This is a genomic window from Bifidobacterium sp. LH_230 (assembly GCF_056357555.1).
Genome location: NZ_JBKEWJ010000002.1, coordinates 216,208 through 241,831, shown reverse-complemented (window position 1 = coordinate 241,831; position 25,624 = coordinate 216,208). Strand labels below are relative to the sequence as shown.

At 62.6% G+C, this 25,624-nt stretch carries 22 protein-coding genes and 1 pseudogene; 7 read left to right on the top strand and 16 right to left on the bottom strand.

Annotation, left to right across the window (positions count from 1 at the left end; all coding sequences use genetic code 11):
- Position 1: 1 nt before the first annotated feature.
- From AC1A0G_RS02020 to AC1A0G_RS02005, 4 genes are all read right to left on the bottom strand, one after another.
- On the bottom strand, positions 2-847 hold the full coding sequence (locus AC1A0G_RS02020) for a sugar phosphate isomerase/epimerase family protein (protein WP_476527099.1): 846 nt from the start codon (positions 845-847) through the stop codon (positions 2-4).
- Positions 848-980: 133 nt separating this feature from the next.
- Positions 981-2,201, bottom strand: a complete 1,221-nt coding sequence (locus AC1A0G_RS02015) for a DUF993 family protein (RefSeq protein WP_476527098.1) — start codon at positions 2,199-2,201, stop codon at positions 981-983.
- Between the two features lie 15 nt (positions 2,202-2,216).
- Positions 2,217-3,368: a Gfo/Idh/MocA family protein gene (locus AC1A0G_RS02010; RefSeq protein ID WP_476527097.1), complete on the bottom strand. Its 1,152-nt coding sequence runs from the start codon at positions 3,366-3,368 to the stop codon at positions 2,217-2,219.
- A 608-nt stretch (positions 3,369-3,976) separates the two neighbouring features.
- The gene (locus tag AC1A0G_RS02005) at positions 3,977-5,383 is read right to left on the bottom strand and encodes an ATP-binding protein (RefSeq protein WP_476527095.1); all 1,407 of its coding nucleotides are present in this window, start codon (positions 5,381-5,383) and stop codon (positions 3,977-3,979) included.
- Positions 5,384-6,279: 896 nt separating this feature from the next.
- Between AC1A0G_RS02005 and AC1A0G_RS02000 the strand changes: the two genes are divergently transcribed.
- From AC1A0G_RS02000 to AC1A0G_RS01990, 3 genes are all read left to right on the top strand, one after another.
- A complete protein-coding gene (locus tag AC1A0G_RS02000) occupies positions 6,280-7,281 on the top strand; it encodes an AEC family transporter (RefSeq protein WP_476527093.1) in 1,002 nt (333 codons plus the stop codon).
- Positions 7,282-7,365: 84 nt separating this feature from the next.
- Positions 7,366-9,063 carry a GH39 family glycosyl hydrolase gene (locus AC1A0G_RS01995; protein WP_476527091.1) on the top strand — a complete coding sequence of 566 codons (1,698 nt, stop codon included), beginning with the start codon at positions 7,366-7,368 and terminating at the stop codon, positions 9,061-9,063.
- A gap of 94 nt (positions 9,064-9,157) precedes the next feature.
- A complete protein-coding gene (locus tag AC1A0G_RS01990; protein WP_476527090.1) occupies positions 9,158-10,285 on the top strand; it encodes a LacI family DNA-binding transcriptional regulator in 1,128 nt (375 codons plus the stop codon).
- 81 nt (positions 10,286-10,366) lie between these two features.
- On the opposite strand, the gene AC1A0G_RS01985 is transcribed toward AC1A0G_RS01990, so the two are convergent.
- The 8 genes and pseudogenes from AC1A0G_RS01985 to AC1A0G_RS01950 all read right to left on the bottom strand — a co-directional run bounded on the left by AC1A0G_RS01985 (position 10,367) and on the right by AC1A0G_RS01950 (position 17,686).
- Complete coding sequence (locus tag AC1A0G_RS01985) at positions 10,367-11,386, bottom strand: hypothetical protein (RefSeq protein ID WP_476527088.1); 1,020 nt, start codon at positions 11,384-11,386, stop codon at positions 10,367-10,369.
- A 131-nt stretch (positions 11,387-11,517) separates the two neighbouring features.
- Positions 11,518-12,111: an ATP-binding cassette domain-containing protein gene (locus AC1A0G_RS01980; protein WP_476527086.1), complete on the bottom strand. Its 594-nt coding sequence runs from the start codon at positions 12,109-12,111 to the stop codon at positions 11,518-11,520.
- Positions 12,112-12,134: 23 nt separating this feature from the next.
- The gene (locus AC1A0G_RS01975) at positions 12,135-13,061 is read right to left on the bottom strand and encodes a hypothetical protein (protein WP_476527085.1); all 927 of its coding nucleotides are present in this window, start codon (positions 13,059-13,061) and stop codon (positions 12,135-12,137) included.
- Between the two features lie 194 nt (positions 13,062-13,255).
- The gene (locus tag AC1A0G_RS01970; protein ID WP_476527131.1) at positions 13,256-13,963 is read right to left on the bottom strand and encodes a hypothetical protein; all 708 of its coding nucleotides are present in this window, start codon (positions 13,961-13,963) and stop codon (positions 13,256-13,258) included.
- A 67-nt stretch (positions 13,964-14,030) separates the two neighbouring features.
- Positions 14,031-14,147 (bottom strand): annotated as a pseudogene (locus AC1A0G_RS01965) (hypothetical protein); the annotation flags it as partial.
- A gap of 183 nt (positions 14,148-14,330) precedes the next feature.
- Positions 14,331-15,413, bottom strand: a complete 1,083-nt coding sequence (locus tag AC1A0G_RS01960; protein ID WP_476527084.1) for a hydroxyacid dehydrogenase — start codon at positions 15,411-15,413, stop codon at positions 14,331-14,333.
- 319 nt (positions 15,414-15,732) lie between these two features.
- Complete coding sequence (locus tag AC1A0G_RS01955; RefSeq protein ID WP_476527082.1) at positions 15,733-16,407, bottom strand: YczE/YyaS/YitT family protein; 675 nt, start codon at positions 16,405-16,407, stop codon at positions 15,733-15,735.
- A gap of 241 nt (positions 16,408-16,648) precedes the next feature.
- Entirely contained in the window at positions 16,649-17,686 is a 1,038-nt protein-coding gene (locus AC1A0G_RS01950) for a LacI family DNA-binding transcriptional regulator (RefSeq protein ID WP_476527080.1), read from the bottom strand.
- Between the two features lie 203 nt (positions 17,687-17,889).
- Here AC1A0G_RS01950 and AC1A0G_RS01945 point away from each other — a divergent pair, with 203 nt between their 5' ends.
- A complete protein-coding gene (locus AC1A0G_RS01945; protein ID WP_476527079.1) occupies positions 17,890-18,024 on the top strand; it encodes a hypothetical protein in 135 nt (44 codons plus the stop codon).
- A gap of 186 nt (positions 18,025-18,210) precedes the next feature.
- Here AC1A0G_RS01945 and AC1A0G_RS01940 read toward each other — a convergent pair whose 3' ends face one another.
- Positions 18,211-19,506, bottom strand: a complete 1,296-nt coding sequence (locus tag AC1A0G_RS01940; RefSeq protein ID WP_476527129.1) for an MFS transporter — start codon at positions 19,504-19,506, stop codon at positions 18,211-18,213.
- Positions 19,507-19,863: 357 nt separating this feature from the next.
- On the opposite strand from AC1A0G_RS01940, the gene AC1A0G_RS01935 reads away from it, so the two are divergent.
- The 3 genes from AC1A0G_RS01935 to AC1A0G_RS01925 all read left to right on the top strand — a co-directional run bounded on the left by AC1A0G_RS01935 (position 19,864) and on the right by AC1A0G_RS01925 (position 21,749).
- Complete coding sequence (locus AC1A0G_RS01935; RefSeq protein WP_219068777.1) at positions 19,864-20,148, top strand: type II toxin-antitoxin system Phd/YefM family antitoxin; 285 nt, start codon at positions 19,864-19,866, stop codon at positions 20,146-20,148.
- Positions 20,036-20,452, top strand: a complete 417-nt coding sequence (locus tag AC1A0G_RS01930; RefSeq protein WP_476527076.1) for a type II toxin-antitoxin system RelE/ParE family toxin — start codon at positions 20,036-20,038, stop codon at positions 20,450-20,452. Before AC1A0G_RS01935 ends, AC1A0G_RS01930 begins: the two co-directional genes overlap by 113 nt.
- 220 nt (positions 20,453-20,672) lie before the next feature.
- Entirely contained in the window at positions 20,673-21,749 is a 1,077-nt protein-coding gene (locus tag AC1A0G_RS01925; RefSeq protein WP_476527074.1) for a VanZ family protein, read from the top strand.
- On the opposite strand, the gene AC1A0G_RS01920 is transcribed toward AC1A0G_RS01925, so the two are convergent.
- The 3 genes from AC1A0G_RS01920 to AC1A0G_RS01910 all read right to left on the bottom strand — a co-directional run bounded on the left by AC1A0G_RS01920 (position 21,716) and on the right by AC1A0G_RS01910 (position 25,491).
- A complete protein-coding gene (locus tag AC1A0G_RS01920; protein WP_476527073.1) occupies positions 21,716-23,035 on the bottom strand; it encodes an ATP-binding protein in 1,320 nt (439 codons plus the stop codon). The genes AC1A0G_RS01925 and AC1A0G_RS01920 overlap by 34 nt on opposite strands.
- Before the next feature lie 364 nt (positions 23,036-23,399).
- Positions 23,400-24,287 (bottom strand): sugar phosphate isomerase/epimerase family protein, encoded by an 888-nt coding sequence (locus AC1A0G_RS01915; RefSeq protein ID WP_476527071.1) that lies wholly within the window; start codon positions 24,285-24,287, stop codon positions 23,400-23,402.
- A gap of 67 nt (positions 24,288-24,354) precedes the next feature.
- Complete coding sequence (locus AC1A0G_RS01910) at positions 24,355-25,491, bottom strand: glycerate kinase family protein (protein ID WP_476527070.1); 1,137 nt, start codon at positions 25,489-25,491, stop codon at positions 24,355-24,357.
- Positions 25,492-25,624 lie beyond the last annotated feature (133 nt).

Below are 25,624 nucleotides of genomic sequence, written 5' to 3'. Positions count from 1 at the left end.
CTCAGTGCACCGGCCAGTACGGTGCCACTTCCCGGTCGAACGCGTCGGAGACGCGCTTGGCGACCTCGTCGAACGGGGTATCCCACACGACCTGGTTGAAGATCTCACATTCGATGTCGCCGCGCCAGCCGGTGGCGGCCACAGCCTCGGTCAGCGGCTTGAAGTCGATCATGCCCTCCCCCATGTAGTGGCGGCTCAGCAGCACGTCCTTCTCGAACGGCGTGCGGTAGTCGCACACCTGATAGGTGGCGATGCGCCCCTCGCGGCCGGCGCGCGCGATCGAGTCGAGCACCTGCGGGTCCCAGAAGATGTGGAACGTGTCAACGGTCACGCCGACAGCCTTCGGGTCGAACGACGAGGCGATGTCGAGCGCCTGGCCGAGCGTGGACACGCACGCGCGGTCGGTGCAGTACATCGGGTGCAGTGGTTCGATGGCGAGCGTGACGCCGGCCTCGAGCGCATCCTTCTCGAGCTCGAACAGCGCGTCCTCGATGCGGCCGCGCGCGCCGGCAAGATCCTTGGAGCCTTCCGGCAAGCCTCCGACGACGAGCACGAGCGCCTTGCAGCCGAATGCGGCGGTCTCCTCGATGAGCTTGCGGTTGTCGTCGATGGAGGCGCGGCGGGCCGGTCCTTCGGGCATGGTGAAGAAGCCGCCGCGGCACATGGTGGACACGCGCAGGCCGGAGTCGGCGACCATCTTGACGGCTTCCTTGAGGCCCACGGCCTCGACCGGCTCGCGCCACAGGCCGACGCTGTGGTAGCCGGCCTTGGTGAGCGTGTCGATGGTCTGCTTCAAGTCGGCGTGCTTGATCGTCGCCTGGTTCATGGACAGAATCGGATTGGTCATGATTGCAACATCCTTTCAATGATTGTCATGTCGAGCGAACGTCGGAACTACCGTCATGTCGACCGAGCGTCAGCGAGCGGAGACATCTTCACAGTGGTTCCCGCCCGCCGCTCCCCGACCGACGTAACGCCGATCAGCGAATCCCGTTGATGGCGAGCAGCGCGTTCCAGCGTTCGGCGGCGAGTTCGGGCTGTTCGAACGCGCCGCAGTCGTTGGCGAGTTCGACGACGCGGCTCAGGTTGGGCAGGCTGCGCGCGGACTGCAGTCCCCCGACCATCTGGAAGGCGGGCTGATGACCGTTGAGCCAGCTCATGAACGAGACGGATGTCTTGTAGAACTCGGTCGGGTGGACGAACACCTGCTGGGCGAGCGCCTGCGTGGGTTCGAGGATGCGCAGGTATTCGGCCTCGTCGCCACGATCCAACGCCTGGATGGCCGCGGAGGCGTGCGGCGCGAGCACGCTGAACGCGCCGAGCAGCGCGTTGGAGTGCATGACGGTGCGGCCGCCGGTGCGCGGGTCGTCCTGCTCCGCGTCCTTGATGAGGTCGACGTAGTGGAAGTCGTCTCCGGTGAGCATCATCGTGCCTTCGGGCAGCATGGCGCGCATGTAGCGTTCGGAGTCGGCGTCGAGCAGGGACATCTTCACGCCACGCACCTTGCCGGGGTTGTGTTCGATGATGGTGAGCACGGTCTTGGACGCCGCATGCCAGTCGGGAGAGCCGAAGTAGCCGTGCAGCTGCGCGTCGAAGACCTCGCCGAGCCAGTGCAGGATGACCGGCTGCTTGGCGGCGCCGATCACCTCGTCGTACACATTGATGTAGTCGGCCGCGGACTGTGCGGTGCGGCACAGGTGACGCGAGCACATGATGACCGGACCGTCGCCGGCCTCCTCGCACACGTTCAGCTGTTCGAGGTACGCGTCGACGATCTCGCGCAGCGTGTAGTCGCCGCCCTGCTTGAGCTGGTCGGTGTTGACGCCGACCGACACGAGGTCGGCGGCGCTTCTGCCCCAACCTTCCTTGGCCGCGTATTCGCGGGCGGCCGCACCGGAACGACGCATGAGTTCGGCGGTGGCGGCCCAGTCCATGCCGAGGTTGCGCTGCGCGGTGTCCATGCAGTCGGCCACGCCGAGTCCCCACGACCAGACCATGCGACGGAAGCCGATCGTCGCATCCCAGTCGACTTCGGCCGGCCGGCCCGGCGTGTTGTCGGCCCATGCGAGCGGCACGACGTGCGCCGCCGCGTAGGCGACGCGCGAGGTGAGCGGATGCGTCGGTTTGGCGAACGCGGGGGCCGGGTTCGCTTCGACCGTGCGCGTCGCGCCGTTTTTGTCGATCAATGTGAATGTAGTCATATCGTCTCCCCTATATCAGTAGCGGCCTTCCGGAACCAGTACCTTTGCACCCTTGGCGGCGGATTCGTAGCCGAGTTCGGCCAGACGCACGCCGCGCGCGCCGGAAGCGAAGTCGTACGGATAGTCGGTGCCTTCGGCGAGCGAACGGATGAACTCCTCCCACTGCGCCTTGAAGCCGTTCTCGAACGTCTCGTCGGTATTGATCTCCTGCCAGCCGGCCATGTAGTCGTGCGGGTCCGGAACGTCCGGGTTCCAGAACGCCTTCGGGGTGACGTCGCGCACCTGGATCTCCGCGCCGAACAGACCGACGACAGCGGAGCCGCGCGTGCCGTCGATCTGGAATTCGAGCAGTTCGTTGCGGTAGACGCGCGTGTTCCACGAGGAGTTCATCTGCACGGTGATGCCGTTGTCCAGTTCGAAGATCGCATAGGCGGCATCCTCGGCGGTCGCGTCGTACTGGTTGCCCTGCTCGTCCCAGCGTTCAGGGATTTCGGTCTTCGCCTCGGCGTAGACGGACTTGATGTGGCCGAACAGGCCCTCGATCACATAGTTCCAGTGCGGGAACATGTCGGAGATGATGCCGCCGCCGAGTTCCTTCTTGTAGTTCCAGCTCGGGCGCTGCGATGCGCGCCAGTCGCCTTCGAACACCCAGTAGCCGAATTCGCCGTGCACCGACAGGATGCGTCCGAAGAAGCCGGACTTGATGAGACGGCGCAGCTTCAACAGACCCGGCAGGAACAGCTTGTCGTGCACAACGCCGGTCTTGACGCCGGCCTTCTCGGCCAGCTCGACGAGCTCGCGCGCGTCCTCGTAGGTTTCGGCGATCGGCTTTTCGGTGTAGATGTCCTTGCCGGCGGCGATGGCCTTCTTGATCGCGTCCGGTCGGGCGGAGGTGACGAGGAAGTCGGCGTACAGCGGGTAGGCCGGGTCGGCGAGCACGGAGTCGAGGTCGGTGGTGTACTTGAGTCCACCGTGCTTTTCGGAGGCTTCCTTGAGCTTGGATTCGTGGCGTCCGACGAGGATCGGGTCGAGCTGGACGCGAGAACCGTCCGCGAGTTCCACGCCTCCCTGTTCGATGATGGGCAGGATGGAGCGGCACAGGTGCTGCCGGTATCCCATACGCCCGGTCGCACCGTTCAGAATCACGCCGATGGTCTTGTCTGCCATATCCGTTCGTTTCCTTTCATTGATTGCGGCTTTGCAGTCACGGTCTTCTGTCTTGCGCTTCGCCGAGTCAGTCGACGACGATCCGCCGCAACTCTTTGGTAAGCGCTTTCCATTGCTTACCAATATACACACCAGTCACATGTTAGGCAAATCACAGAAACGCCGACAGCAGCAGATCTTCCTCGATCAGCCCCTGCCCAGCAATCGCGGTAAGCGATTTCGGAAACATATGCTCCTAGCAGGCATAAAGATGCCGCTTCGCCCATGCGGCCATTTTGGTCATCGACCATCCTCGGTCGCCTCTCGTCCGCTCCAGACAATATCCACCTCATACGGTTCGGGGTCCGCCCTGTGCGCCTTCGCTCCCGACACAGCATCCACGAACAGGCGGACGCATCCCGCCTTTTCGAACTCGTCGCGTTGCAGCCCAGCCGCTTGGGTAGTGCCCGAGATCTTGCGCACTACCACACAGTCAAACGAGGCAAAACAAGTTAGGAGCACAACGGTTCACAACATCGGATTCCGCTTTGGTTCCTCGGCAAGACCGCCGGCGGCCCCGGGCGCGGGCACGAGCGGGACGGGGCGGCCGCGCCGATCCAACGCTGTTATCACGACATAAGTTTATCCATCCCCACGAGCCGTACGGAATCATCGGCGGCGGCGATGTCAGCAAGCTGAAGCGTGAATCCTCCCAGAGAGAAGAGCATGAACCAACGCTGCGAAGCCTTGAGCCCAGCCGCACGAGTACGCAGCAACTCCAGCATCGACGCGTCCATCGGCACGTTGCGGAACTTGCATTCTCCGGCGATCGCCTTGGCACCGGCCCCATCCACCGCCACGACATCCATCTCGTCGGTCTTGTCCCACCAGCGGCCGACCTTGCTGACATGGAACGGCATTGAACCCCGGATACTTTCCCTCATCAGCCATGCGGCGCACATTCGCTCGAACGCGCGGGATGCGTAATCGTGCAGCAGAGGACGGATCATGTCATCCCAGACGCCGTCCGCATCGCCGCCGTCCAGCCGCGAACGGTTCGGATAGACGAAGGAATACCAGAATCGAAAGTACTCGTCCGAAAGCCGGTACAGGCCACGCGTCCCCTTCGCGTGCTCGGCGGGCTTCGCGGTGACCGGAAACTCGCGTTCCACGATGCCGACCTCCATCAGGGACGACAGGTAGAACCCCAGAGCGTTCACGGGAATCAGCGTATGGGCGGCTATGTCGTTGAGACGCGTGTTACCCAATGCGATGGCACGAATGATGGTGCTGTACTTGGCCGTTTCACGGAATTCCTCACGCATGAGCACGTCGGGTTCCGAATACAGGGCCGCGCCGCGCCGCAGGATGAATCGCTTCACGTTCCACTCCAGGCTCCGATCCGGCAGGAACGTCGCCAGATACTGGGGAACACCGCCGAGGATCGAATATGCCAGAGCCTTGTCTTCATCCGAATAATCAGGAAAGAACTTGACCGCGTCCCAGTACGGCATCGGCTGCATCTTGAGCACGCCGGTGGCTCGCCCATACAAAGGCGCCTTCTCCGAGAGGATCTCCTTCTCGATGAAACTCATGGCACTGCCACACAGCACGATCATCAGGTTCGCATGGCGGAACGTATGATCCCACAGATTCTGCAGGATCGACGGCAATGAGGGATCGGACTTCACCAAGTAGGGAAACTCATCGATGACTATCAGACGGCGACGTCCGTCGGCAGGAGCAGGCAGTACGGTCAGATCATCAAGCGCAGCACGCCAGTCCGCATACCGGTCGAGATATTTGCCAGCAGGCGCACCGGCCTCGAACATGACGCGCGAGAACTGCTCCAACTGCTCCTCACGAGTGCCCATCTGCGCGGAAAAGAACAACGTGGGACGATTCTTGGAGAAATGCGCCAGCGTCTCGGTCTTGCCCACGCGCCTACGACCGTAGAGAATGACCAGCTGCGCCCGTGGGTCTTCGTAGCAATCCTGAAGGAAGGAAAGATCATCTTCACGTCCGATAAACACCATACGGCCAGACTATAATATAGTCGCAACTTGTATAGTCATAACTATATGAGTCTCGACTATAAAGATTATGACTGCGCTCCAAACATGAATACGACCGCAAAAAGATCTCCGATGACCAGTGAACGAACCCTGAACGTGTACATGGACGGCCGGCCGGCTCACTGGCCATGAGCGGGACGGGCAATCTGTCCTTCTCGTACTTCAAAAAGACCACGCAAGCACTCCCTCGCCGTGATGTTGTGGCGAGTAAGGAGAGGTCCTATCTGAAATATCACGCAACCGGACCTTCTCACGTGATGTTTCGACCAGCAAATCATCCCTGCTATCCAAAACATCACGCAAACAGGCTGGATTGCGTGATGTTTGTGATAGGAACACCGGGCAAGTATCCCGAATATCACGCGAACCGATACGCGCGACCGAGCCACGGCGACAGGAAGATGAGCGCGCGCCGACGGGACACCCCCAGTCGACAATCAGGATGCGTTGCGGTGACAAGGTAATTGCAGAAGAGGAACCGACGATTAGTGCCGCGTGGATATTGATAACGGCCGGCGGAGGTACCTGCAGAAAAAGTCCAATGCAGTGGCGTCGCGGAAAATGGGCCAAAGAGAGCTGCGGAGAGGGGCATAGAAGAGGAGCGGCGGCACGCTCCGATTTCGGAATTCCCGAGGGAGCATCAGGCCCAACACCCAGGACGCGGGCATGCTCCGGAATGGCCCACATCAGCAAAACACACTACGGCACAAACGACTCGGCGGCGAACCGAACAACCACCCACCGCACATTCACGCCGCCCGACGCGAAATCATTCCGGCTTGACATCGTCTGTCGTTAGGTTTAACGTAAAACGTAAGCATTGAGTAAGCCGTTCACGCATGTCGAAGGAGAGACTCGTGAGCCAACTGATGAAACCGCTGACGTTTCTGCTGATCATCCTGATCGGATATCTGCTCAAGCGCGTCGGCCTGTTCGGGGCGAAGGACTACCGCATCATGCAGGTCGTGGTGTTCGACGTGACGCTGCCCGCGTCGATTCTCGTCTCGTTCGCCACGAATCCGCACAGCGTCGATCTGCTGTGGGTCACCCTGTTCGGCTTCCTCGCCGCGTTCGTCCCGGTGCCGTTCGTGTTTCTCGCCAGCCGCAAACGCCCGGTCACTGACCGCGCGTTCCTTATGCTCAATTCGTCCGGCTACAACATCGGCAATTTCTGCTTCCCGCTGCTGCAGGCGTTCTACGGCTCCGGCGCGATCGTGACCGGCGCGATGATGGATATCGGCAACGCGATCATGACCACCGCCGGCAGCAACGTGATGACCACGACGCTGCTGCACGTCGATCCGAGCCGTCCGATCACCGAGCAGCACGCCGGCGACGCGCCGACCCTGCCGGCACCGCCCCGACCGGCCACCGCAGCCGCCCGCCGCGCCGCGCGGCTCGCGCAGCTCAAGACGATCGCGCTCGGTTTCGTCAAGTCCGGACCGTTCGACATGTACATGATCATGACCGCCGTCGTGCTGTTCAATCTGCCGATTCCGAAGCTGTTGGCCGACGTGCTCACGCCGTTCGCGGACGCGAACCCGTTCTGTTCGATGCTCATGGTCGGCATGCTCATGGAGCTTCCCGGCAGCCGCAACGACGTGCGCAATCTGCTGCAGGTGATCGGCTGGCGAATCCCGTTCGGCGTGCTGTTCGCGTTGGCCGCATGGTTCCTGCTGCCGCTCGACCTGGTGACGCGTCAGGCCGTGGCGCTCATGTGCTTCGCCCCGACCGCCGTGTTCTGCACGCTGTTCACCGACCGCGTGCTCGGCAACGCGAAGCTCGCCGGATTCACGCTCGCCACCACCAGCTTCATCGCGATGTTCCTCATGACCGGACTGCACATGCTCATGCAGTAGCCCCGTCATGAACCGGCCGCCGGCACACCGCGGCCTGTCCGCAAAACGTCCACCAACCATCTAACCAATCCAAGGAGAACCATCATGACCACCTGCCACATCACCGTCGATGCCGCGCACCCCACCGGCGCGCTCGACCGTTCCTGGCGCTACATCGGCTACGACGAGTGCAACTACACGTACACGCCCGAAGGCAAGGAGCTGCTCGCCAAGTTCGGCGCGCTGCCCGACGCGCCGTATTACGTGCGCACGCATTTCATGTTCTGCAACGGCAGCTGCCATGGCACGCAGAAGTTCGGCTCGTCGAACATCTACCGCGAGGATGCGGCCGGCGATCCGATCTACGACTTCACGTACTACGACCTCATCCTCGACACGATCCTCGCCACCGGCAACAAGCCGTTCGTCGAGCTCGGCTTCATGCCCGAGAAGCTCGCCGATCCGAAGTACAAGGAACAACCGGAGCTGGGCGGCGTGAACCACTACCGCGAGGTCGGCTGGACGTATCCGCCGGAGAGCTACGACAAGTGGCATGACTTCATGCTCACCGTCGCGCGCCATCTGGCCGAGCGGTACGGTGAGGACGAGATCAGGACGTGGTATTTCGAACTGTGGAACGAGCCGGACATCTTCTACTGGTCGGGCACCGACGAGGAGTACTGCACGCTGTTCGACTACACCGAGCACGCGCTGCACGAGGCGCTTCCCTCGGCTCGGCTTTCCGGCCCGGCCTGCACGAGCGTCTACCTGCACAACGGCGGCCGCCGGCTCATGCAGACCTTCCTCGCACACTGCCGAGAGGGACATAACTCCTGCACGGGCGAGACCGGCGCGCGGCTCGATTTCATCACGTTCCATGCGAAGGGAGCGCTGCTGCCGGGCAACGATGTGGCCGCCAAGTCGGTGCCGAGCGTGGGCAGTCTCGTCCACCAGACGGAACTCGCGCTGGACGTGATTCGCGACGAGGGCTTCGCCGACCGAGAGGTCGTGATCTCGGAGGCCGATCCTGACGGTTGGGCGGCGGGCGGCATCGCCGACAATCCGAACATGCGCTTCCGCAACACCGAGTACTACGCGTCGTGGGTGGCGGCCGCGTACACGCGTCTGCACGAGCTGTGCGTAAGCCGCGGAGTCACGGTGCGCCCGCTCGCATGGGCGTTCATGTTCCCGCAGGAGGAGTGCTTCGCCGGCACGCGCACGTTCTCGACGCTGGGCATCGACAAGCCGGTGATGAACACGTTCCGCATGTTCTCGCAGTTGGGCGGACAGACGGTCGCGCTGGGCAGCGACTGTGAGGCAGACGGATCGTTCGACCGTAGGCTGATCGCCGATTTCGATGAGAAGACGCCGACCACGTACACCGGCGAGGGCGCACAGACGGTGATCGCCGGCGTGGCGACGCGCGGCACGGCCGATACGATCGACGCCGGCTCGACCGACGACGATGCGCTGCGCGTGCTCGTCTATTCGCACTGCGACGACGTTGACCTGCACGAGAGCCACGAGGTGGAGCTGCGCATCGATGGCCTGGAGCCGGGCCGGTACCGTGTGACCCACCAGCGCATCGACCACGACCATTCGAACGCGCACACGCCGTGGCTGGCCGAGGGCAGCCCGAAGTACCCGCAGGGCGAACAGTACGATCGGATTCGCAAAGCCGGCGCATTGCAGGAGCTGGAGCCGGAACAGACCGTGACCGTGCCGGCCGACGGCGGGGACGCGACGCTGCGGTTCGCGATGCCGACGCACGCGGTCTCGCTGCTGACCGTGACCCGCGAGTAGCCCGCGCGCGATCCGAACCGATTCGCAGTTCGACCGGCCGACGCAACAAAACACGACCTGCATGTGCCCTCCCGACACAGGCAGGTCGTTTACTATGAACGATATGAGCGAGCAGTACGAACACGACGTCGATCCGGCGGCCATATCCGCGCCGGTCACCTTGGCCGATATCGCCAAGGCGACCGGCTTTTCGCAGATGACCGTGTCCAACGCGTTGCGCGGCAAGCCGAACGTGAGCGAGGCGAACCGCGAGCGCATCCGGCAGGTGGCGCGCGATATGGGCTATCAGGCGAATGCGGCGGCCATGATGCTGCGTAACCGCCGCAGTGGCATCATTCAGGTCGTGGTCGACGATTTCGAGGTGCCGTTCCATGCGCGCATCGCCAAATACCTGACGCAGGAGGCCGTCCGGCATGGTTATCAGGCCGTGGTGCGTCAGTCATCGAGCTCCGAACGCGAGGAGATTCGCGCGATTCGTCCCGATCCGGGGCTGGTGTATGACGGTATCATCCTCGATGCGCCGAACATCACCGAGGATCAGGTGATCGGCCATGTGCAGGGCAAGCCGGCGTTGGTCATCGGCGACTGCGCGTCGTTCACGCGCGTCGATTCGATGGACACCGCGTGCGTGGACGGCGTGGCTGCAGCCGTGGAACATTTATGGAATCAGGGATGCCGTTCGTTTCGCGTGTTCGGCGCGCAGCGGCCGTCCGGCCAGTCGCCGGTGCATGAGACCGGCAAGGGATTCGGCGTGCGGCGCATGGCGGCCGTCGAGGAAACGCTGCGCGGTCATGGCGTGGTGCTCTCGGACATCCGGCGCGTGCCCTGCGAGTGGACGCTGGCCGGCGGACACGAGGCCGCCTTGCGCATGATCGATGATGCTGTCTGGAAGGACGATATGGATGCTGGTCGATGCGTCGGCGTCATCTGCCTGTCAGACGTGATCGCGCTGGGTGCGCTCGGCGCACTGGCGGAGACCTGCATATCGGTGCCCGAGATGGCGAAGGTCACCGGTTTCGACGGCATTCCGATGGCCGAGTACGCGGTGCCGGCGTTGAGCACGGTGGAGATGGACGTTCCCGAAATGGCACGCATGGTCATGCGCCGCATGGTCGCCGCGATCGAGGCGCGTGCCAAAGGCGAGCCCGCTCCCCCGGCCACGCATGAATCGATCCCCTACCGGTTCATTCCCCGCGCCTCTACTTCCAGCGCGCTATCGTAACGGACACCGCGGCAACTGCACGCATACCACGGCAGCTCACCGGCAAACAGTCATCAACGGCATCACAGCGTATCCGTCATGTCATGTCTCGCGCACCAGACGAGGCAGCGAATCGACGCGAATCATCGACGCCGCGGCGATGACGCCCAATATCACGCCGCAATAGGCGGCGATCATGCCTCGCAGCGCCACATCGCACCAGATCGTCAACGCGTCGCTCGTTCCGGAGGCCGACGGAGCGAGCACCATCGCCAGCAGTCCGCCGACGCTCAAGCACGCGGGCAGCATCCATCCCGACACCGTGGCCGCGACGTGCAAGGCGATCTGCGCCACACCGGCGCCGAAGTGCCGTTCCATCGCCAGTTCGACCAGTCTCGTGCGCACGCATACCGCACCGATCGCGGCGAACACGATCAACGCGATCAGCGGCGCGAATCGACTCGGCCGCCCGGTATAGTCCTCGGAACCCGGCGGCGTGGACGACAACAGAGGATTGAGGTTCGTGGGCAAGGTCACGTCTGCGATGCCCAGCGCATCCTCTCCGCCATCGGCGACCGCGGCGTACAGCGCGTCGCGTATCGAAGCGGTCATCGGCCACGCGCGCACCCAGCAACTGTCGAACACGCCACTGCGTTCGTTCGCCGGCGCATCGACGAACATCACGTTTGCATACTGCGGCTGACGTCCGTCATTCGGCCAGTCATAGACGCCAGTCACGGTCATGCCGCCGCCATTGCGCATATGCAGTTCGTCGCCGACTCCAAGGCCGAGCCGGTCGGCGATGCCACGCGCGACGATCAGGCCACGACTCCCCTCAACGTCGAGGATCGGCGCGGGATCGGCGGATGTTTCGTAAGCGACATAGGGTGCATCAGGCAATGCCAAAACGGTGACCGGCTCCGTGACGCGTATCGCCATCGCACCTTGGACGCCGGAAATGGATGTCAGGTTGCCGCATGCCACACCGTCGATGCGTTCCGGAGCGTTGACGATCATGATGTCGCCTCCCGCACGACGGTATGCTGCGGACCCATCGAGCAGCTGCCGCACGTTGAGCGCATCGAATCCGCAGCATAGCAACAGGATGATGACCGTGGCCACGAACCACAACAGCGGATTGCCGACCGAACAGTGAAGGTCTCGCGACGCTTCGGACAGTGGCCAAAGCCACGGTCGGTTGCGATGTTCCGCAGATCTACGGGACATCCGATGATTCCGATTGTCTGCGTCGTTCATTCCAATGCCCCTAAATCGAGTACATCGTCGCAGGCGGATCGCAGTTCGCCGTCATGTGTGGCGACGACCGCGACGCATCCGAGCGCCGACAGCTCCCGAATGCAGGAGATCACCGTGCGCGCGCTGGCACGGTCGAGGGACGCGGTGGGTTCGTCCACCAGCAGCATGTCGCAGGATGTGGCCACGGCTCGCGCCAGCATCAGCCGCTGCGCCTCGCCGCCGGACAGGCTTCCGTAATCGTGTCTCGCAATCTGCGCCAGGCCAAAGCGCCGCAGTATGACCCACGCATGGTCTTCTGCGGTACTGCGCGGCAGTCCATGCACCATCATCGGCAGCACGACATGGTCGATCACGCTGCGTCGGGACACACCGATCGGTTTTTGCGGCACCCAGTTGAACGAACGGATTCCACGTTGTTCCACCTTCCCCTCCACCGGCGTCAGCCATCCGGCAAGCAGGGCCAACATCGTGCTCTTGCCGCATCCGGATGGTCCTACCAGCGCATGCACGCGTCCGGCATCCAGCTCGGCGTTCACATGTCGGAACAGGAACCGTCCCGGATCATACGCATAGCCCACTTCGCTCAGCACGACGCACGGCTCCGCATCCTCAGTCATGAGCATCCCCCGACGTTGGGCGTAAGCCGTACTTCGCCGTCCGGCACGGTGCCATCCACGGTCTGGATATAGGACCGACCAAGCATCGAGCCGACGACGCGCACCGGTAGTGCACGGCCATCGATCACCACGCACGCCTGGTTGTCGCTGCCGGAAGCCGTGCCGATGGCCGAGGCCGGCACCACGCCCACTTCCACCGGTGTACGCAACGCCCATTGCACGCTGATCTTGCGTACCCCGTTCTGAGAACCGCTTGACAGAAACGGCAGGGAACGAGAAAACGCCGTGAGGTCGGAGATCTCTCCCGTGTCACTGATGTCGAGCCGTTCGTCACCAGCCAATACCACGCGTTTGCCCGAGGCGACGCCCGATGGCAGGCTTTCCGCCTTGGCCGATCCGGCGACGGCGGGCAATACGGCGATCGGCTCGCCTTGCTGTAGTTCCTGGCCGAGCACGGCGGGACATGTCGCCACGCTCACCGTGTCGGCAGGCAGCCATGTCATGTCCGTAGTGCGGATTGTCGTATAGTCATCGGGCAGCGGATTGCCGACGTCGGCGGACGCGGTTTTGAATGCCTCGATGGTGTCGTTCGTGATCGTATCGCCGGAAAGCGTTCCGGCTCGTATTGCCGTCAGCGCATCGTTCAGTGATGCCGCGTCCTCACCGCGGGCACCCACCGGTAGGTCGCGCCAGAACGGTTGTTTGGCGGCCAGCATCAATACGCCTCGCCCGTCGATGGATACCAGCGATGTGCCTGATGAGAGCACGGCTCCCGGCTCGCATGACGATGCGGTGACCATGCCGGATCGCGGTGCGGTGACCGGCGGCATGGCAATCTCCTCGGCGTCGATGGTAATCGAGCGGGCGTCGTCCGTCGTTCTGCGTTCGATGGCGATCGAGGCATTTGGGTCGGCGACGGACAATGATCGTGGCGTATGCGGGGCGACGATGATCGACGCGGTCCCTGCGCCAAACAAAATGCAGGAGACGGCCAGAAGCGCGGTCATCTGGCGGCCCGGCATCCGTTTCCTGCTGGCACGCGGCCGTCTGTCAGAATCATCGTTCCCGTCGTGTTCACCGTCGCCGACGACATGCTTCCTCAACCGGAACATCGGTCTCATCTGCCGGTCAACGGCGAATGCGCGATATGATGGAGCGGATCGTTGACGCATTGGTCAAACTGCCGCTTGGTCGGACTGGCCTCGTCCAACGAGTCGTAATCGGACAGCGGACTGGTGCCATTGTCCACCAGCCGTTCGAATTCGTCGTAGGTATATCCGGCATCCAGCAGACCTTGCTCTTGATAGCACTGGAATCGGTATGGTTCCAAGTCGACGTCGTCGGGGTTGCGTACCGCCTGGTAATACACTTCCTTGATGCTTTCATATCCCGTATCCAGGCCGCATGTCGTGCTGATATCGGCTCGCTGATCCTGCGTATACCGGTCGTTTTCCTTCTCCACCAACCCTCCTCCGTTATCTCCGAACCAGTAGTCGACACCGACCTTGAGCCCGTATTGCGCATAGCAGTCGATCGAGCGACGTTCAGCCTCGTTCATTTCGTCCGCCGTGATCCTGCGGTCGGCGATGACTTCACGAATGAAATCGGCGTGCGTCCATGCCGCGTCGTCCTTCAGCGTCGCGACATACGAATCGGTCAACGTGACCGTATCCGTATATCCCATATACGTCAGTTGGGTTCCCGACGGCGCGGACCCTTCGTCCACTGTGACGCTTCCATTCGCCTCGGCCGAAGGAGCCGCACCGCCGTCGCCGCCGACGACGGTCGCACCGCAACCGGAACAGCACAGCACCGCTACGGACAAGGCCGCAAGTTTCCTGAAAAACCCATGCATAACAAAACCCTACACCAAACGATCGGGTGAAATGCGGGAGGCATCGTGCAAGCAGGCCGGTGGACGCGAGATCCTTCACGTCGTCGGGCACACGCACGCCTTCATCGGCAAGACCTCGGATCACGCCGAGCGCCAACGTGTCGTTGCAACACACCAGTCCGTCCGCGTCAAGCCGACCACCGCGAGCCAGTTCACGCCCGACGTCGGCGGCACAAAAAGGTGGTGGTTTTCTCTCGCTGACGGTACCGTCAGCGAGAGAAAACCACCACTCGGACGAACATATGATGGCGACGACTGTTCCCACACCGGCGGGTCATCGTCATCGGCGAACCGCGAGTCAGTATTCCTCGCGGTACTTGAGCGGTTTGCCGGCGGCCGCGCGGGCGACCTCCTCGGCCACATTGAGACCCATCGCATGCAGCTCCGAACCGGTCGACCCGGCGATGTGCGGGGTGAGGATCACGTTCGGCATATCCCACAGCGGCGAGTCGCTCGGCAGCGGCTCGGGCCAAGTCACGTCGAGGATCGCGTTGATGCGGCCGGTCTTGAGTTCGGCGATCAGCGCATCGTGGTCGATCACGCGGCCACGCGCCGAGTTGAGCAGCGTCGCGCCGTCCTTCATCAGGCCGAGTTCGCGGGCGCCGATCATGCCGCGCAGCGGCGGGATGTCGGGCGCGTGCAGCGAGACGATGTCGGACTGTGCGAGCACCGTGTCGAGGTCGGCCTTGGTGGCGCCGTACGATGCGGTTTCGTCGGCGGACATGTCGATCGCGTAGGCGAGCACGTCGAGGCGGGTCATCTGCAGCATGGTCATAAGTCGGCGGCCGATGCGCGACGACGCGCAGACTAGGCCGACGGTCTTCTCGTAGTTGCCGACGTTCGCGAACACGCTTTGCACGTCCACCCAAGCTCCCCAGCCGCGCTGTTCGTGGTACATGCGTTCGGCGCGGAAGAACTGCTTGTTGGCAAGCAGGATGTTCGCGAAGCAGTATTCGGCGACGGGCAGCCCGTTGAGATATCCGGAGTTCGACAGTTCGATGCCGCGCGCCTTGGCGGCCTGTTTGGCCACGTCGTCGGTGAAGATGCGGGCCGCGGCGCCGCTGGCCGCGAAGATGCCCTTGAGGTCCGGCATCGCGGCGAGCACCGCCTCGTCGATCAGCTGTTCGCCGCCCCATCCGGTGATGATGTAGTCGGCTTTGGCGATGCGTTCGGCGTTCGCGGGGTCGCGGAAGTCCGTCACGACGACCGGCTCGCCGGTCTCGTCACGGTCGTAGTCGGCGACGAGATCGAGCTCACGCCACGCGTCGGCCCCCATGATTTTGCCGATCAGATCGGCCGGGCGGAATGAGAACACGACGAACGGCCTGCTTTCCCGCTGCGTTCCGGCAATGTCCGACGACTGCAATGACTCCTGCGTCATATCCTGCTCCTTTGACGACGTTTCCTCAGACCGACAAGATTCCAAAAGCCTGCCTGCCTGATTATATGCCGACTGAAAACGCTTTCCAGCGCGTTGCCATGTCTTGCATGAGAAGGTTACCTCAGCGTCCGGTTCCCGGGATTGTGCGGAAACAATCCCGGGAACCGGCCCATGTGCATATGAACATGTCACCGCCCGGAATTTCAATGATTCGCATCTGACCAATGTGCATTATTGTGCGGTTTGCAGTTCCCGGGATATAATCCGTCAATCCCGGGAACCGCCCCACCCACGCAAGCCGCCACGACAACAAGCCAGGTCAGGACCGCTCGCCTACAACAGGGCCGCAGACCTCCACAGGCTCCTTGGCCGGCACGAACCGGCAGTGGCGGTTGATCAGGTTGACGATCTGGCCGGTGATGACCGCGGCGACAACCGTGCCGAGACCGAGGCCGTCGATGCGGCCGAAGAAGACGAGCGACATGATGCCGGCGATGATGACCAGCGAGACGTCGAAGCAGACCTTGACCGTGCCGAAGCGCACCTTGGTCACGACCGCGAACGCGTTCACGACGCCTTCGCCGGGCACCATGATGAGTCCGGGCGCGACCTCCATGCAGATGCCGAGCGCCAGGATCGCGCAGCCGAGCAGCAGTCCGACGCCCTGGCTCCACCATGCATCCGGCACGAACCACGCGAGCAGGCGCATGCTCACGTCGAGCGTGGCCGCGAACCAGAACGTGGCCGCCAGCTGCAAGTACTGGACGGGGTGGAAGTCGCGGCGCAGCAGCGCGATCTCGATGAGGAGGAACGCGACGTTGACCACGAAGGTCGTGACGCCGAAGCTGATCTGCGGGAAGCGCAGCGTCGTCACCCATGCGATGCTCGAGATCGGCGAGGTGCCGAGCGCGCTTTTCGTGATGAGCGCGATGCCGAACGATTCGACGGCAAGCCCGGCCAGAAAGCAGATGATCCGCTTGACGATATATGGCATGTTCGTTCCTTTTCCACACGTGTGCGTCCGTCGCCGACCATCGACCATTACAGGGAGCCACCGCGATTGCATCGGCGCGGATATGTCAACCGATCGTCACTATAGCACAGTTTGGAAAGCGCTTACCATAAATAAAACTTGATTATATGAACTTATATAACATAAGTGAGCTATCTAACAGCAACCGCTTACCTGACGGCTGGCACGTCATCGACATGCTCAGGCCGCACAGCGGCCCCAGCTACCGCATCGGCACGGCACGCTCGGAATCGCGCAAACACGGCCTGCCCTGCACCACCTCGACGCGCGATGGCGGCAACGCGACCCGGCCGCGGCGCGAACGGATCTGCTCGTAGAGCAGACGGAACGCCCGCTCCCCCATCTCATGGAAGTTCTGCGTGTAGCTCGTCAGCGCCGGCTCCCACATCGGCGCGAAACTGCGGTTGTCGAAGCCCACGACGCTCACGTCGTCGGGCACGCGGCGGCCGGCCTCGCGCAAACCCTTGATCACGGCGATCGCCGTCTCGTCGCCGCCGGCGAAGATCGCGGTCACGTCGGCATGCCCACCCAGCTCACGCCCGGCGCGCACCGCAGCGTCCAGGTCGCCGTCCGCTACCACGACCGGCTCCGGGACCGTAAGGCCGCGCTCCTCAAGCGCATCGCGCCAGCCGTCGGCACGCGAATTGCCGCTCTCCTCCTCGACCTGCCCCACATATTGCACGCTGCGATGGCCAAGATCGAGCAGATGCATCGTCATCCAACGCCCGCCGTCACGTTCGGCGTTGATGATCTGGTAGTCGCCGTCGCCGAACCCCCCGCCGACGACGACCAGCGGCAGATCCTTCGGGATATGCTTCAGAGCCTCAATTCCCGAACGATCGTATTCGTAGACGATCACGCCGGCCGGGCGCACCGTCAGCCCCATGCGCACGCGCGCGGCGACCGACCCCATGTCCTGCTCGTCAAGCGAGACGATATTGAGCAGAAACCGACGTTTGCGGGCCGCGGCCTCCGCGCCGTGGTTCGTGGCCGACGTGGAGAATGCGTCGGGATTGGCCGCGAACACCGCCACCGTGTCCATCTCCTGATTCGACAAGGCTCGGGCGACGGCGCTCGGTTCATAGCCGAGCTGTTTGATGGCCTCGGCAATGCGGCGTCTCTTGTCTTCGGCGACGTTGACGGTGCCGTTGAGGTAGCGCGACACGGTGGGAGCGGAGACGCCGGCCAGCGCGGCGACGTCCTTGATGACCGGCTTGCTGTGTCCCGCGCTTTTCGCCATTCGCTGTCGCCCTTCCGTCTTTGATCACGTTAGTCTGTCGGCATTGCCGAAAACCATTGTAATCATTGCGAAACGCCGAAGTCGAACCGCAGCACTTGCCATGGTCGTCGATTCACGCTATTATGAAACCGGTTTCAGAAATGAAGCCAAACATAAGTAACTGCGTACGTCAAACGATTTACGCACCAACGAAAGGAAATATTATGTCTCTCAAGGATTCCATGATGCGCGGTCTGGCTCTGTACGGCATGAGCGCGATGGCCAAGTCCGCTCCGGCCAGCAGCAAGGTGCTCAACGACATCATCAACGCCGCCAACGACGAGAAGATCGCCCGCTGAGTCGCGAGCCCCCATCGGCTCACGAAACGACGATCCATATGCATAACTCAATACAGCATAACCGAACAACAACTGAATAAACGGACAACGGCGTCCACTCTATCTTTTCAAGACTTTCCCAACATGACGAAACGGGGTGGGTTCGCACCAGCGGACCCACCCCGTTTCGTCATGCACGCGCAGCCGTCAGTCGCGGCCGATGCGCGAACCGAAGAACGCGTACCACGCGTCGTACAGGAACAGCGGAACCATCGCAAGCATCGCCATCTCGATGCCGGCCGCATCCTGGATGACACCGAGGATGAACATGATCACCGCGCCGCCGACGATGCTCATCACCACGATCGACGAACCGGTCTTCGCCGCCGCACCGGTCGCACCGCGCAGGGTCAGCGAGAAGATCGTCGGATAGCCGATCGAGACGAACAGGAACGAGACGAGCAGCGCGATCACGGACACGCGGCCGAGACCGAGGAAGACGACGACCATAAGCGCCGCGCCGATCAGCATGTACCAGCCGAGGATCTTGGCCGGGTCGAAGCGGGTCATGAGCGGCGTGGTCAGGAACCGGCCGAGCGTGAACAGCAGCGCCATCACCGACAGCAACGTGGTGGCGAATCCCGTCGTGGTGCCCTCGCCCCAATGCTTGAGCGCGTAGGCGGAGAACATGGCCATGCCGCCGGTCTGGATGCCGAGGAACACGAACTGCGCGAACACGCCGAGCAGGAAGTACGGCCGGCGCAGCAGGTTGGCGAACGAACCGCTGCCCTGCTTGGCGGACGCATCCGAGGCGGCGTCATCGTCGTCGCCGGGCGGGGTCGGCAGCTTGACGGCCACGAAGATGATGAGCAGCACCGCGAGCGCGATGCCGATCGTCAGGTAGATGCCGCGCGTGTCGGAGAGGAACTTCGTCTTCGCCTCGTCGAATCCCGGCTTGCCGGGCGCGACGGTGTCGGACAGGATCTGGCCGAGGATGAGCGGGCCGGCGACGGTGCCGATGCCGTTGAAGCTCTGCGCGAGGTTCAGGCGGAACGATTCGCCCTTCTCGTCGCCGAGCTTGGTGATGTACGGGTTGCAGTTCGCCTCGAGCGAGGCCGCGCCGAGCGCGATGACGAACATGGCCAGCAGGAACAGCACGTAGCTGGACGTGCCGGTGGCGGGCGCGACGATGAGCGAGCCGATCACGAACAGGGCGAGGCCGCAGATGATGCCGCCCTTGTAGCCGAAGCGACGCGCGATGAGTCCGGCGGGGATCGCCATGACGAAGTACGCGCTGTAGTAGGCCACCTGCAGCAGCGACGTCTGGGCGCTGTTGAGCTGCATGTAGTTGCCGATCGGCGTGTTGAGCGCGTTGACGAGGTTCATGGTCAGGCCCCACACGAAGAACAGCGAGGTGACCAGACCGATGGCGAGCGCGACCGCCGTTTTCGACTGCGATGCCGATGGTTTCTGCGGTGTCCGATCGCCCGCGCGATTGTTGATGGTGTCGTTGTCAGTCATGTCGTCCGCCCCTTTCCCGTTGTCCATGATGACGCCAGACCGCCGCCGGCCGCGCGAACAGCCGGTGTCGTCTGGGTCAATCCATTGTACAGAACGCCTCGAACCGGTACGACACGCATTGCGACACGAAATGCGGAAACAAGAAAGGCCCCGCCGTGAAGCGGGGCCGGTCGGCTGGCGCGGACGTCTATTGCCGCGCTCCATTGACGATGATGTCGGGGTCGGCGTAGGTTTCGCAGCCGTCGAGCAGTACGGCTGGGCGTTCGTCGGGGCGGATCGAGCGCAGCCCCTCGTCCATTTAGCACGATTATGCTAAATGAATAGACGGAGGTGATCCTTATGGCCGATCAGATGATCCGTCCCGTGTCGGATCTACGCAACAATTTTGCGGACATATCCCGCATCGTGCACGAGACAGGTGAACCTGTTTTCCTCACCAAGAACGGTTTCGGCGACATGGTAGTGCTCAGCATGGAAGCATACGAAAACCTGCAGCTCGACAGCCGGATATATGACATGCTGCTGGAAGGCGAGCGCGAAGCCGAAACCACCGGCAAGCGGTTTAGTCCCAAGGAAGCGATGGCATCCATGCGAGCCGCGATCGACGGAGCCATGCGTGTATAGGGTGGAGATCCTACCGAAAGCCGTCTCCGATATGAACGAGGCCGTTTCCTATATCATGCGCGAATTGGAAAGCCCGCATGCAGCGGAAACATTGGCCGTTAACCTGAATGCGGCAATCGAGGGACCTGCCGACTTCCCGTACTCTCATCCCCTATATATTCCGATACGGCCACTTCGGCACGAATACCGACGCGTCATGGTCGGCAATCACGCGGTGTTCTACTGGGTCGACGAGGCAGCCGCTACCGTCACCGTCGCCAGAGTCATCTACGCCAAACGAGACTTGGCACGACATCTACGCTGACGGTTCCGCAGTACATCTCGATGTATCTCAATCTCCTGCTGTGGTATGACCGTCTCATTGGCATGCCGTTGTCGTTCATCCTTCCGCATGACCACATCCACGCGGCAGTCCGTCTACTCTGTAATAGAGACGCCACACACCGGTTCGGTCACACGGCAACCTACGCCGCAGCGGTGTGTGGCGGCACACATGAGAGTCAGAAGAGACGAAGGGACCTTCGATGGGATACATCGCATATTTCAGCCGGCCGTTCATGCTGGCAGTCGTCTTGTGGCCGTTCGTGTCGGCCGCGCTCACGGTGCCGGTGCTGGCGCTGCTGTATCACCGCTACAACCGCATCCGATTCTCGCAGACGCTCGTCGCGTACGGCACGGTGCTGTATGCGATCGGCCTGCTGTGCTTCACGCTCTACCCGATGCCCGAGAACCCGGTCGCCTACTGCGCCGCGCATCATCTCACCCCGCAGTTCAACCCGTTGCAGTTCATCGGCGACATCCGCACCGACGGCCTGGCCGCGATCATGCAGCTCGCGTTGAACGTCGTGTTCTTCCTGCCGCTAGGCTTCATCATGGGACGCGTCTTCCGCTGGCCTCTCGCCGTGGCGCTGCCGTTCGGATTCGCGACGAGCCTGATGATCGAGACGTTGCAGTTGACCGGTTTCCTCGGCTTCTACCCGTGCTCGTACCGGCTGTTCGACGTGGACGATCTGATCACGAACACGCTGGGCGCGCTGCTCGGCTACGCCGCCGCGCGGCTGTTCGACCGGCTCGTGCCGCCGCGTGCAAACGATCTGACGACGGTGACGCAGCCCGGATTCCTGCGCCGCTGCATCACGTACGTGATCGATCTGACGGTGATCACGGCCGTGGCGATGCCGACGACCATGCTCGTCACGGTGCTGTACGACATGGTCGTGGTGCGCGATATCGCGACGTGGCAGTCGATTCCGGTCGTCGGTCATGTGTTCGGCAACGACGTCACGTTCTCCGATGTGGTGACGCTGGTCGCGTTGCTTGTCTTCGAACTGCTGGTGCCGTGGATGCGCGGCGGGCGTACGCTCGGCGGCGGGTTCACGCACATGACCTGCGAGACAAGGCCGCGCTCCGGCTGGCGGCGCGTGCTGTTCTATGCGGCACGCACGGCGGTGTTCGTGATCGTGATCTTCATGCGTCTGATTCCGCGGGCCGGCCTGTTCACGCTCGCGCTGCTCATCTTCTACTGGGTCAAGAAGCAGATGCCCTACGACCTGCTGCCGGCCGATGTTCAATCATCGACGTCGAACATGGCGACCATATAGATCGGCAGGTATGTCACCCGTCCTACGATCTCAACGTTCGTTTCCGCCAGCACGTATGCCTCGTCTATGCCGCAGTTCGGCGAATCCAGCGCATGGTCGAGCGACGCATGGGTCCGATATGACGATCCGGATTTGATCTCGAATACCAGCACGCGCCCCGCGGCTGTTTCGGTTACGAAATCAAGTTCTCCCATACGTTTGCTGGCACAGTAGTACGTGACGAATCCATGCGAGTTGAGTTCCTGCGCCACCGCGTTCTCATACACGCCGCCGACATTCATGTTGGTTTTGCCGTCAAGCAGATCGATGGATGCGCGCTTGATGAACGTACCGGTCAGCAGTCCGACATCGGAATAGAACAGCTTGAACCGGCTGTCGTTCTTCGAGATGAGCAACGGATGCCTTGGTTCCGTCGCATTATACGTGGCGATCGCCACGTCCGCATTGATCAGCCATAGGAATTCGTCCGTCACCTGATCGAACCGCTTGACGTTCTCGATCGAGCTGAACTTGAACCGTTTGCTGGTGCCGGTCAGTTCGCCGGGAACAAGGTCGTAGATGTTCTGGATGACCAGCCGGTTCTCCTTGGGCGCATATTTGGCGATGTCCCGTTTGTATACGCGGATGATTTCGGACTGAGACACGCGCACCTGATCGATGGTGCCGTTCTTCAGGAACGCGTTGACCGCATCGGGCATGCCGCCGACCAGTAAATAGCGGTGGAACAGCTTCAGCAACCGTTCATGAATGAAATCCGCCACCGGCGTGCGATCGGCGAATGCCTTGCGTGCCATCCGCCATGCTTCTTCCGGCAGACCGTTGGCCCAGCAGAACTCCTCGAAATCCAGCGGGAACATCTCAACCTGCGTGAGATATCCCCCAGGCAACGCGTCCACGCCTTCCGGTTTCACCCCGAGCAGCGAGCCGGACAGAATGAAGTCGTACTCGCCCTTGTCTATCAGTAATTTGATATACTCCATCACGTTCGGGCATTCCTGAATCTCATCAAGGAATATGGCCGTCTCGTGAGGCACCAGCGAAATACTGGCGGCCACGGAAATACGAAGCATCAGATCGTCTGCATCCGTCGCTGCGGCGAACGACGAGCGTGCCGCACTGTCATCGGCAAGATTGATCTCAACTCGGCTACGGTAATGCGCCTGCATGAATTCGCGCACCAGATACGTCTTGCCGATCTGACGAGCGCCCGTGACCAGCAACGCCTGCTTCGACTTGTCCCGCTTCCAAGACTCGAAGCGTTCGTATGCCTTGCGTTTCAATGCCATGTATCAGATGCCTTCCACCTGCGTATCGTATGGGCCCCATGTACATACTACGATGGATTGCATTTTTCTACAATTTGACTACCCGGTTTTTCGCATTTTTCATAATTTCATATGCTTGTTTTTTACATTTTTAACCATTTTCAACAGGCTCGTTTCGACATTTTTCGCAACATGACGAATTCATGTACGATCGATGCCTCGTCATTCTCGTCATTGAGTTACGGCCGTTTCGGGGACGGAAAAAGGCCGTAACCCAATGACGGACTCGTTGTCTTGTTGAGTTACGGCCTGATGGATCGGCGGATGATGGCCGATCCGTTGCGTCGCGCGCGGGATCGGCCGTACATACCGGATCAGCTGCGGATCACAGCTGGGATTCGGCGGGCAGGGCCTCGATGGCCTTGCGGGCGGCGACGAGGGCCTCCTCGAGCGGCTCGACCTGCGGATACCAGCGGCGCTCCCATTCGAGGGACAGCGGGCCGGTGTAGCCGCCGTCCTTCAGGAGCTTGCAGCATTCGGCCAGCGGCACGCGGCCGGTGCCCTGCAGCACCGGGGTCTGGTCGCCCGGGAACGCGCAGTCCTTGATCTGCACAAGGCCGCGGCCGCCGACCAGATACGGCTTCAGATACTCGAACGTGGTGGCCGGCGCCTCGCCGACGCGCCACGGGTGGGCCAGATCCCAGATCGAACCGGCCTGGTTGCCCGGCGCGATCTTATCGAGATAGTAGTGGATGATCGCGTTGCGCTCGCCGTTGGTGTGGCTGTCGTGCGTTTCGATGAGCGGCTGCACGCCGAGCTTGTCGGCGGTCGGCAGGGCGCGGGCGATGATCTCGGCGCCGCGCTTGGAGACGCCGGCGAGGTTCATACCCTTGGGCAGCACCATGCCGGGGAGCCTGTCCGGGTCCCAGCTCGGCTCGAGCGGCGCGGTCGGGAAGACGCGCACGTATTTCGCGCCGAGCACGGACGCCATGTGCAGGCAGTGTTCGAGGCTGGCGACCAGTTCGTCGTCCTCGCGGTCGGTGTTGCACACCTGCACGCGCGAATCGACGCCGAAGATGGTCACGCCGGCCTTCTCGGCGAGTTCGTCGCGCATGGCCTTGAGTTCGTCGTCGCTCGAGGCCATCGTGAACTTCATCTCGTCGCCGACGGCGACCTCGATCTGCTTGACGCCGGTCGCCGTGAAGGTCTTGGCGAGTTCGTCCATTGTGTCGTACGGTGCGCCGAGGGTCGACGCGGCCAGTTCCCATGTCATGATTATTTCCTTTCGATTGTGTCGTTGGTGCGGCGGTCTCCCGATTTGCTGGCGGTCGGGACCACCACTATCGCGTGAGGTTCAGCAGTCGCGTGACCTGTTCGGCGGTGCGGGCGACGTTGGCTGCGGCGTTGCGCAGCAGGTCGTCGAGGCTGGCCGCGCCGGGGGCGATGCCGAAGACCGCGTCGATGCCGATCCCGTGGAGTTCCTCGATGCCGTCGCCGATGTGCCCGGCGATGGCGATGACCGGTTTGCCGTGCCGTTTGGCGGTGGCGGCCACGCCGGCGGGGGTTTTGCCGAATTTGGTCTGGAAGTCGATCGATCCTTCGCCGGTGAACACGATATCGGCCCATTGCGCGGCCTCGTCGAGTCCGGCGCGGTCGATCACCAGATCGATGCCCGGCTTGAACTCGGCGTGCAGGAAGGAGAGCAGCGCCGCGCCGATGCCGCCGGCGGCTCCCCCGCCCGGCAGTGCGGCGACGTCCATGTTCAACTGTCGGCCCGCGATCTCGGCGAAGCGGGTCAGCGCCCGGTCGAGCTGCGTCACGTCGTCCGCGGATGCGCCTTTCTGCGGTCCGAACACGGCGCTGGCGCCGTTCGGTCCGGTCAGCGGATTGGTCACGTCGCATGCGGCGATGACCGTCACGCCGTCCAGTCGCGGGTCGAGTCCGCTCACGTCGATCGTGGCCAGGTCGGCGAGCGCGGCGCCGCCCTGTTCGAGATCTTGGCCGGCCGCGTCGAGCAGACGGGCGCCCAGCGCCTTGAGGATGCCTGCGCCGGCGTCGTTGGTGGCGCTGCCGCCGAGTCCGACGATGATCGTCGTCGCTCCGGCGTCGAGCGCGTCCTTGATGAGTTCGCCGGTGCCGTATGAGGTGGTGATCAGCGGGTTGCGTTCGTCGGGGGCCAGCAATGCCAGTCCGCTTGCCTCGGCGGTTTCCACGACTGCGGTCGTGCCGTCGCCGAGCAGTGCGTACCGTGCGGCGATCGGCCGGCCGAGCGGGTCGTGCGCGATGGTGCGGCGCATGTCGCCGCCGGTCGCGTCGGCCAATGCCTGTGCGGTGCCTTCGCCGCCGTCGGCCATCGGCACCATGCGGATGTCGGCATTGGGATCGGCCTGTCGTATTCCCTGCGCCATCGCCCGTGCGGCCTCGTTGGCGGTCAGACTCTCCTTGAAGGAGTCGGGAGCGCATACATATCGCGTCATGGCTACCAGCGTACCGCACGACACGCCGAAACGGAAAGCGCTTACCAATAAATTTCCAGCAAGCAGTGTCATACGCAACACAAAACACACGATATACTGGTAAACGCTTAATACTGTTTTCCAAAGATGTGCA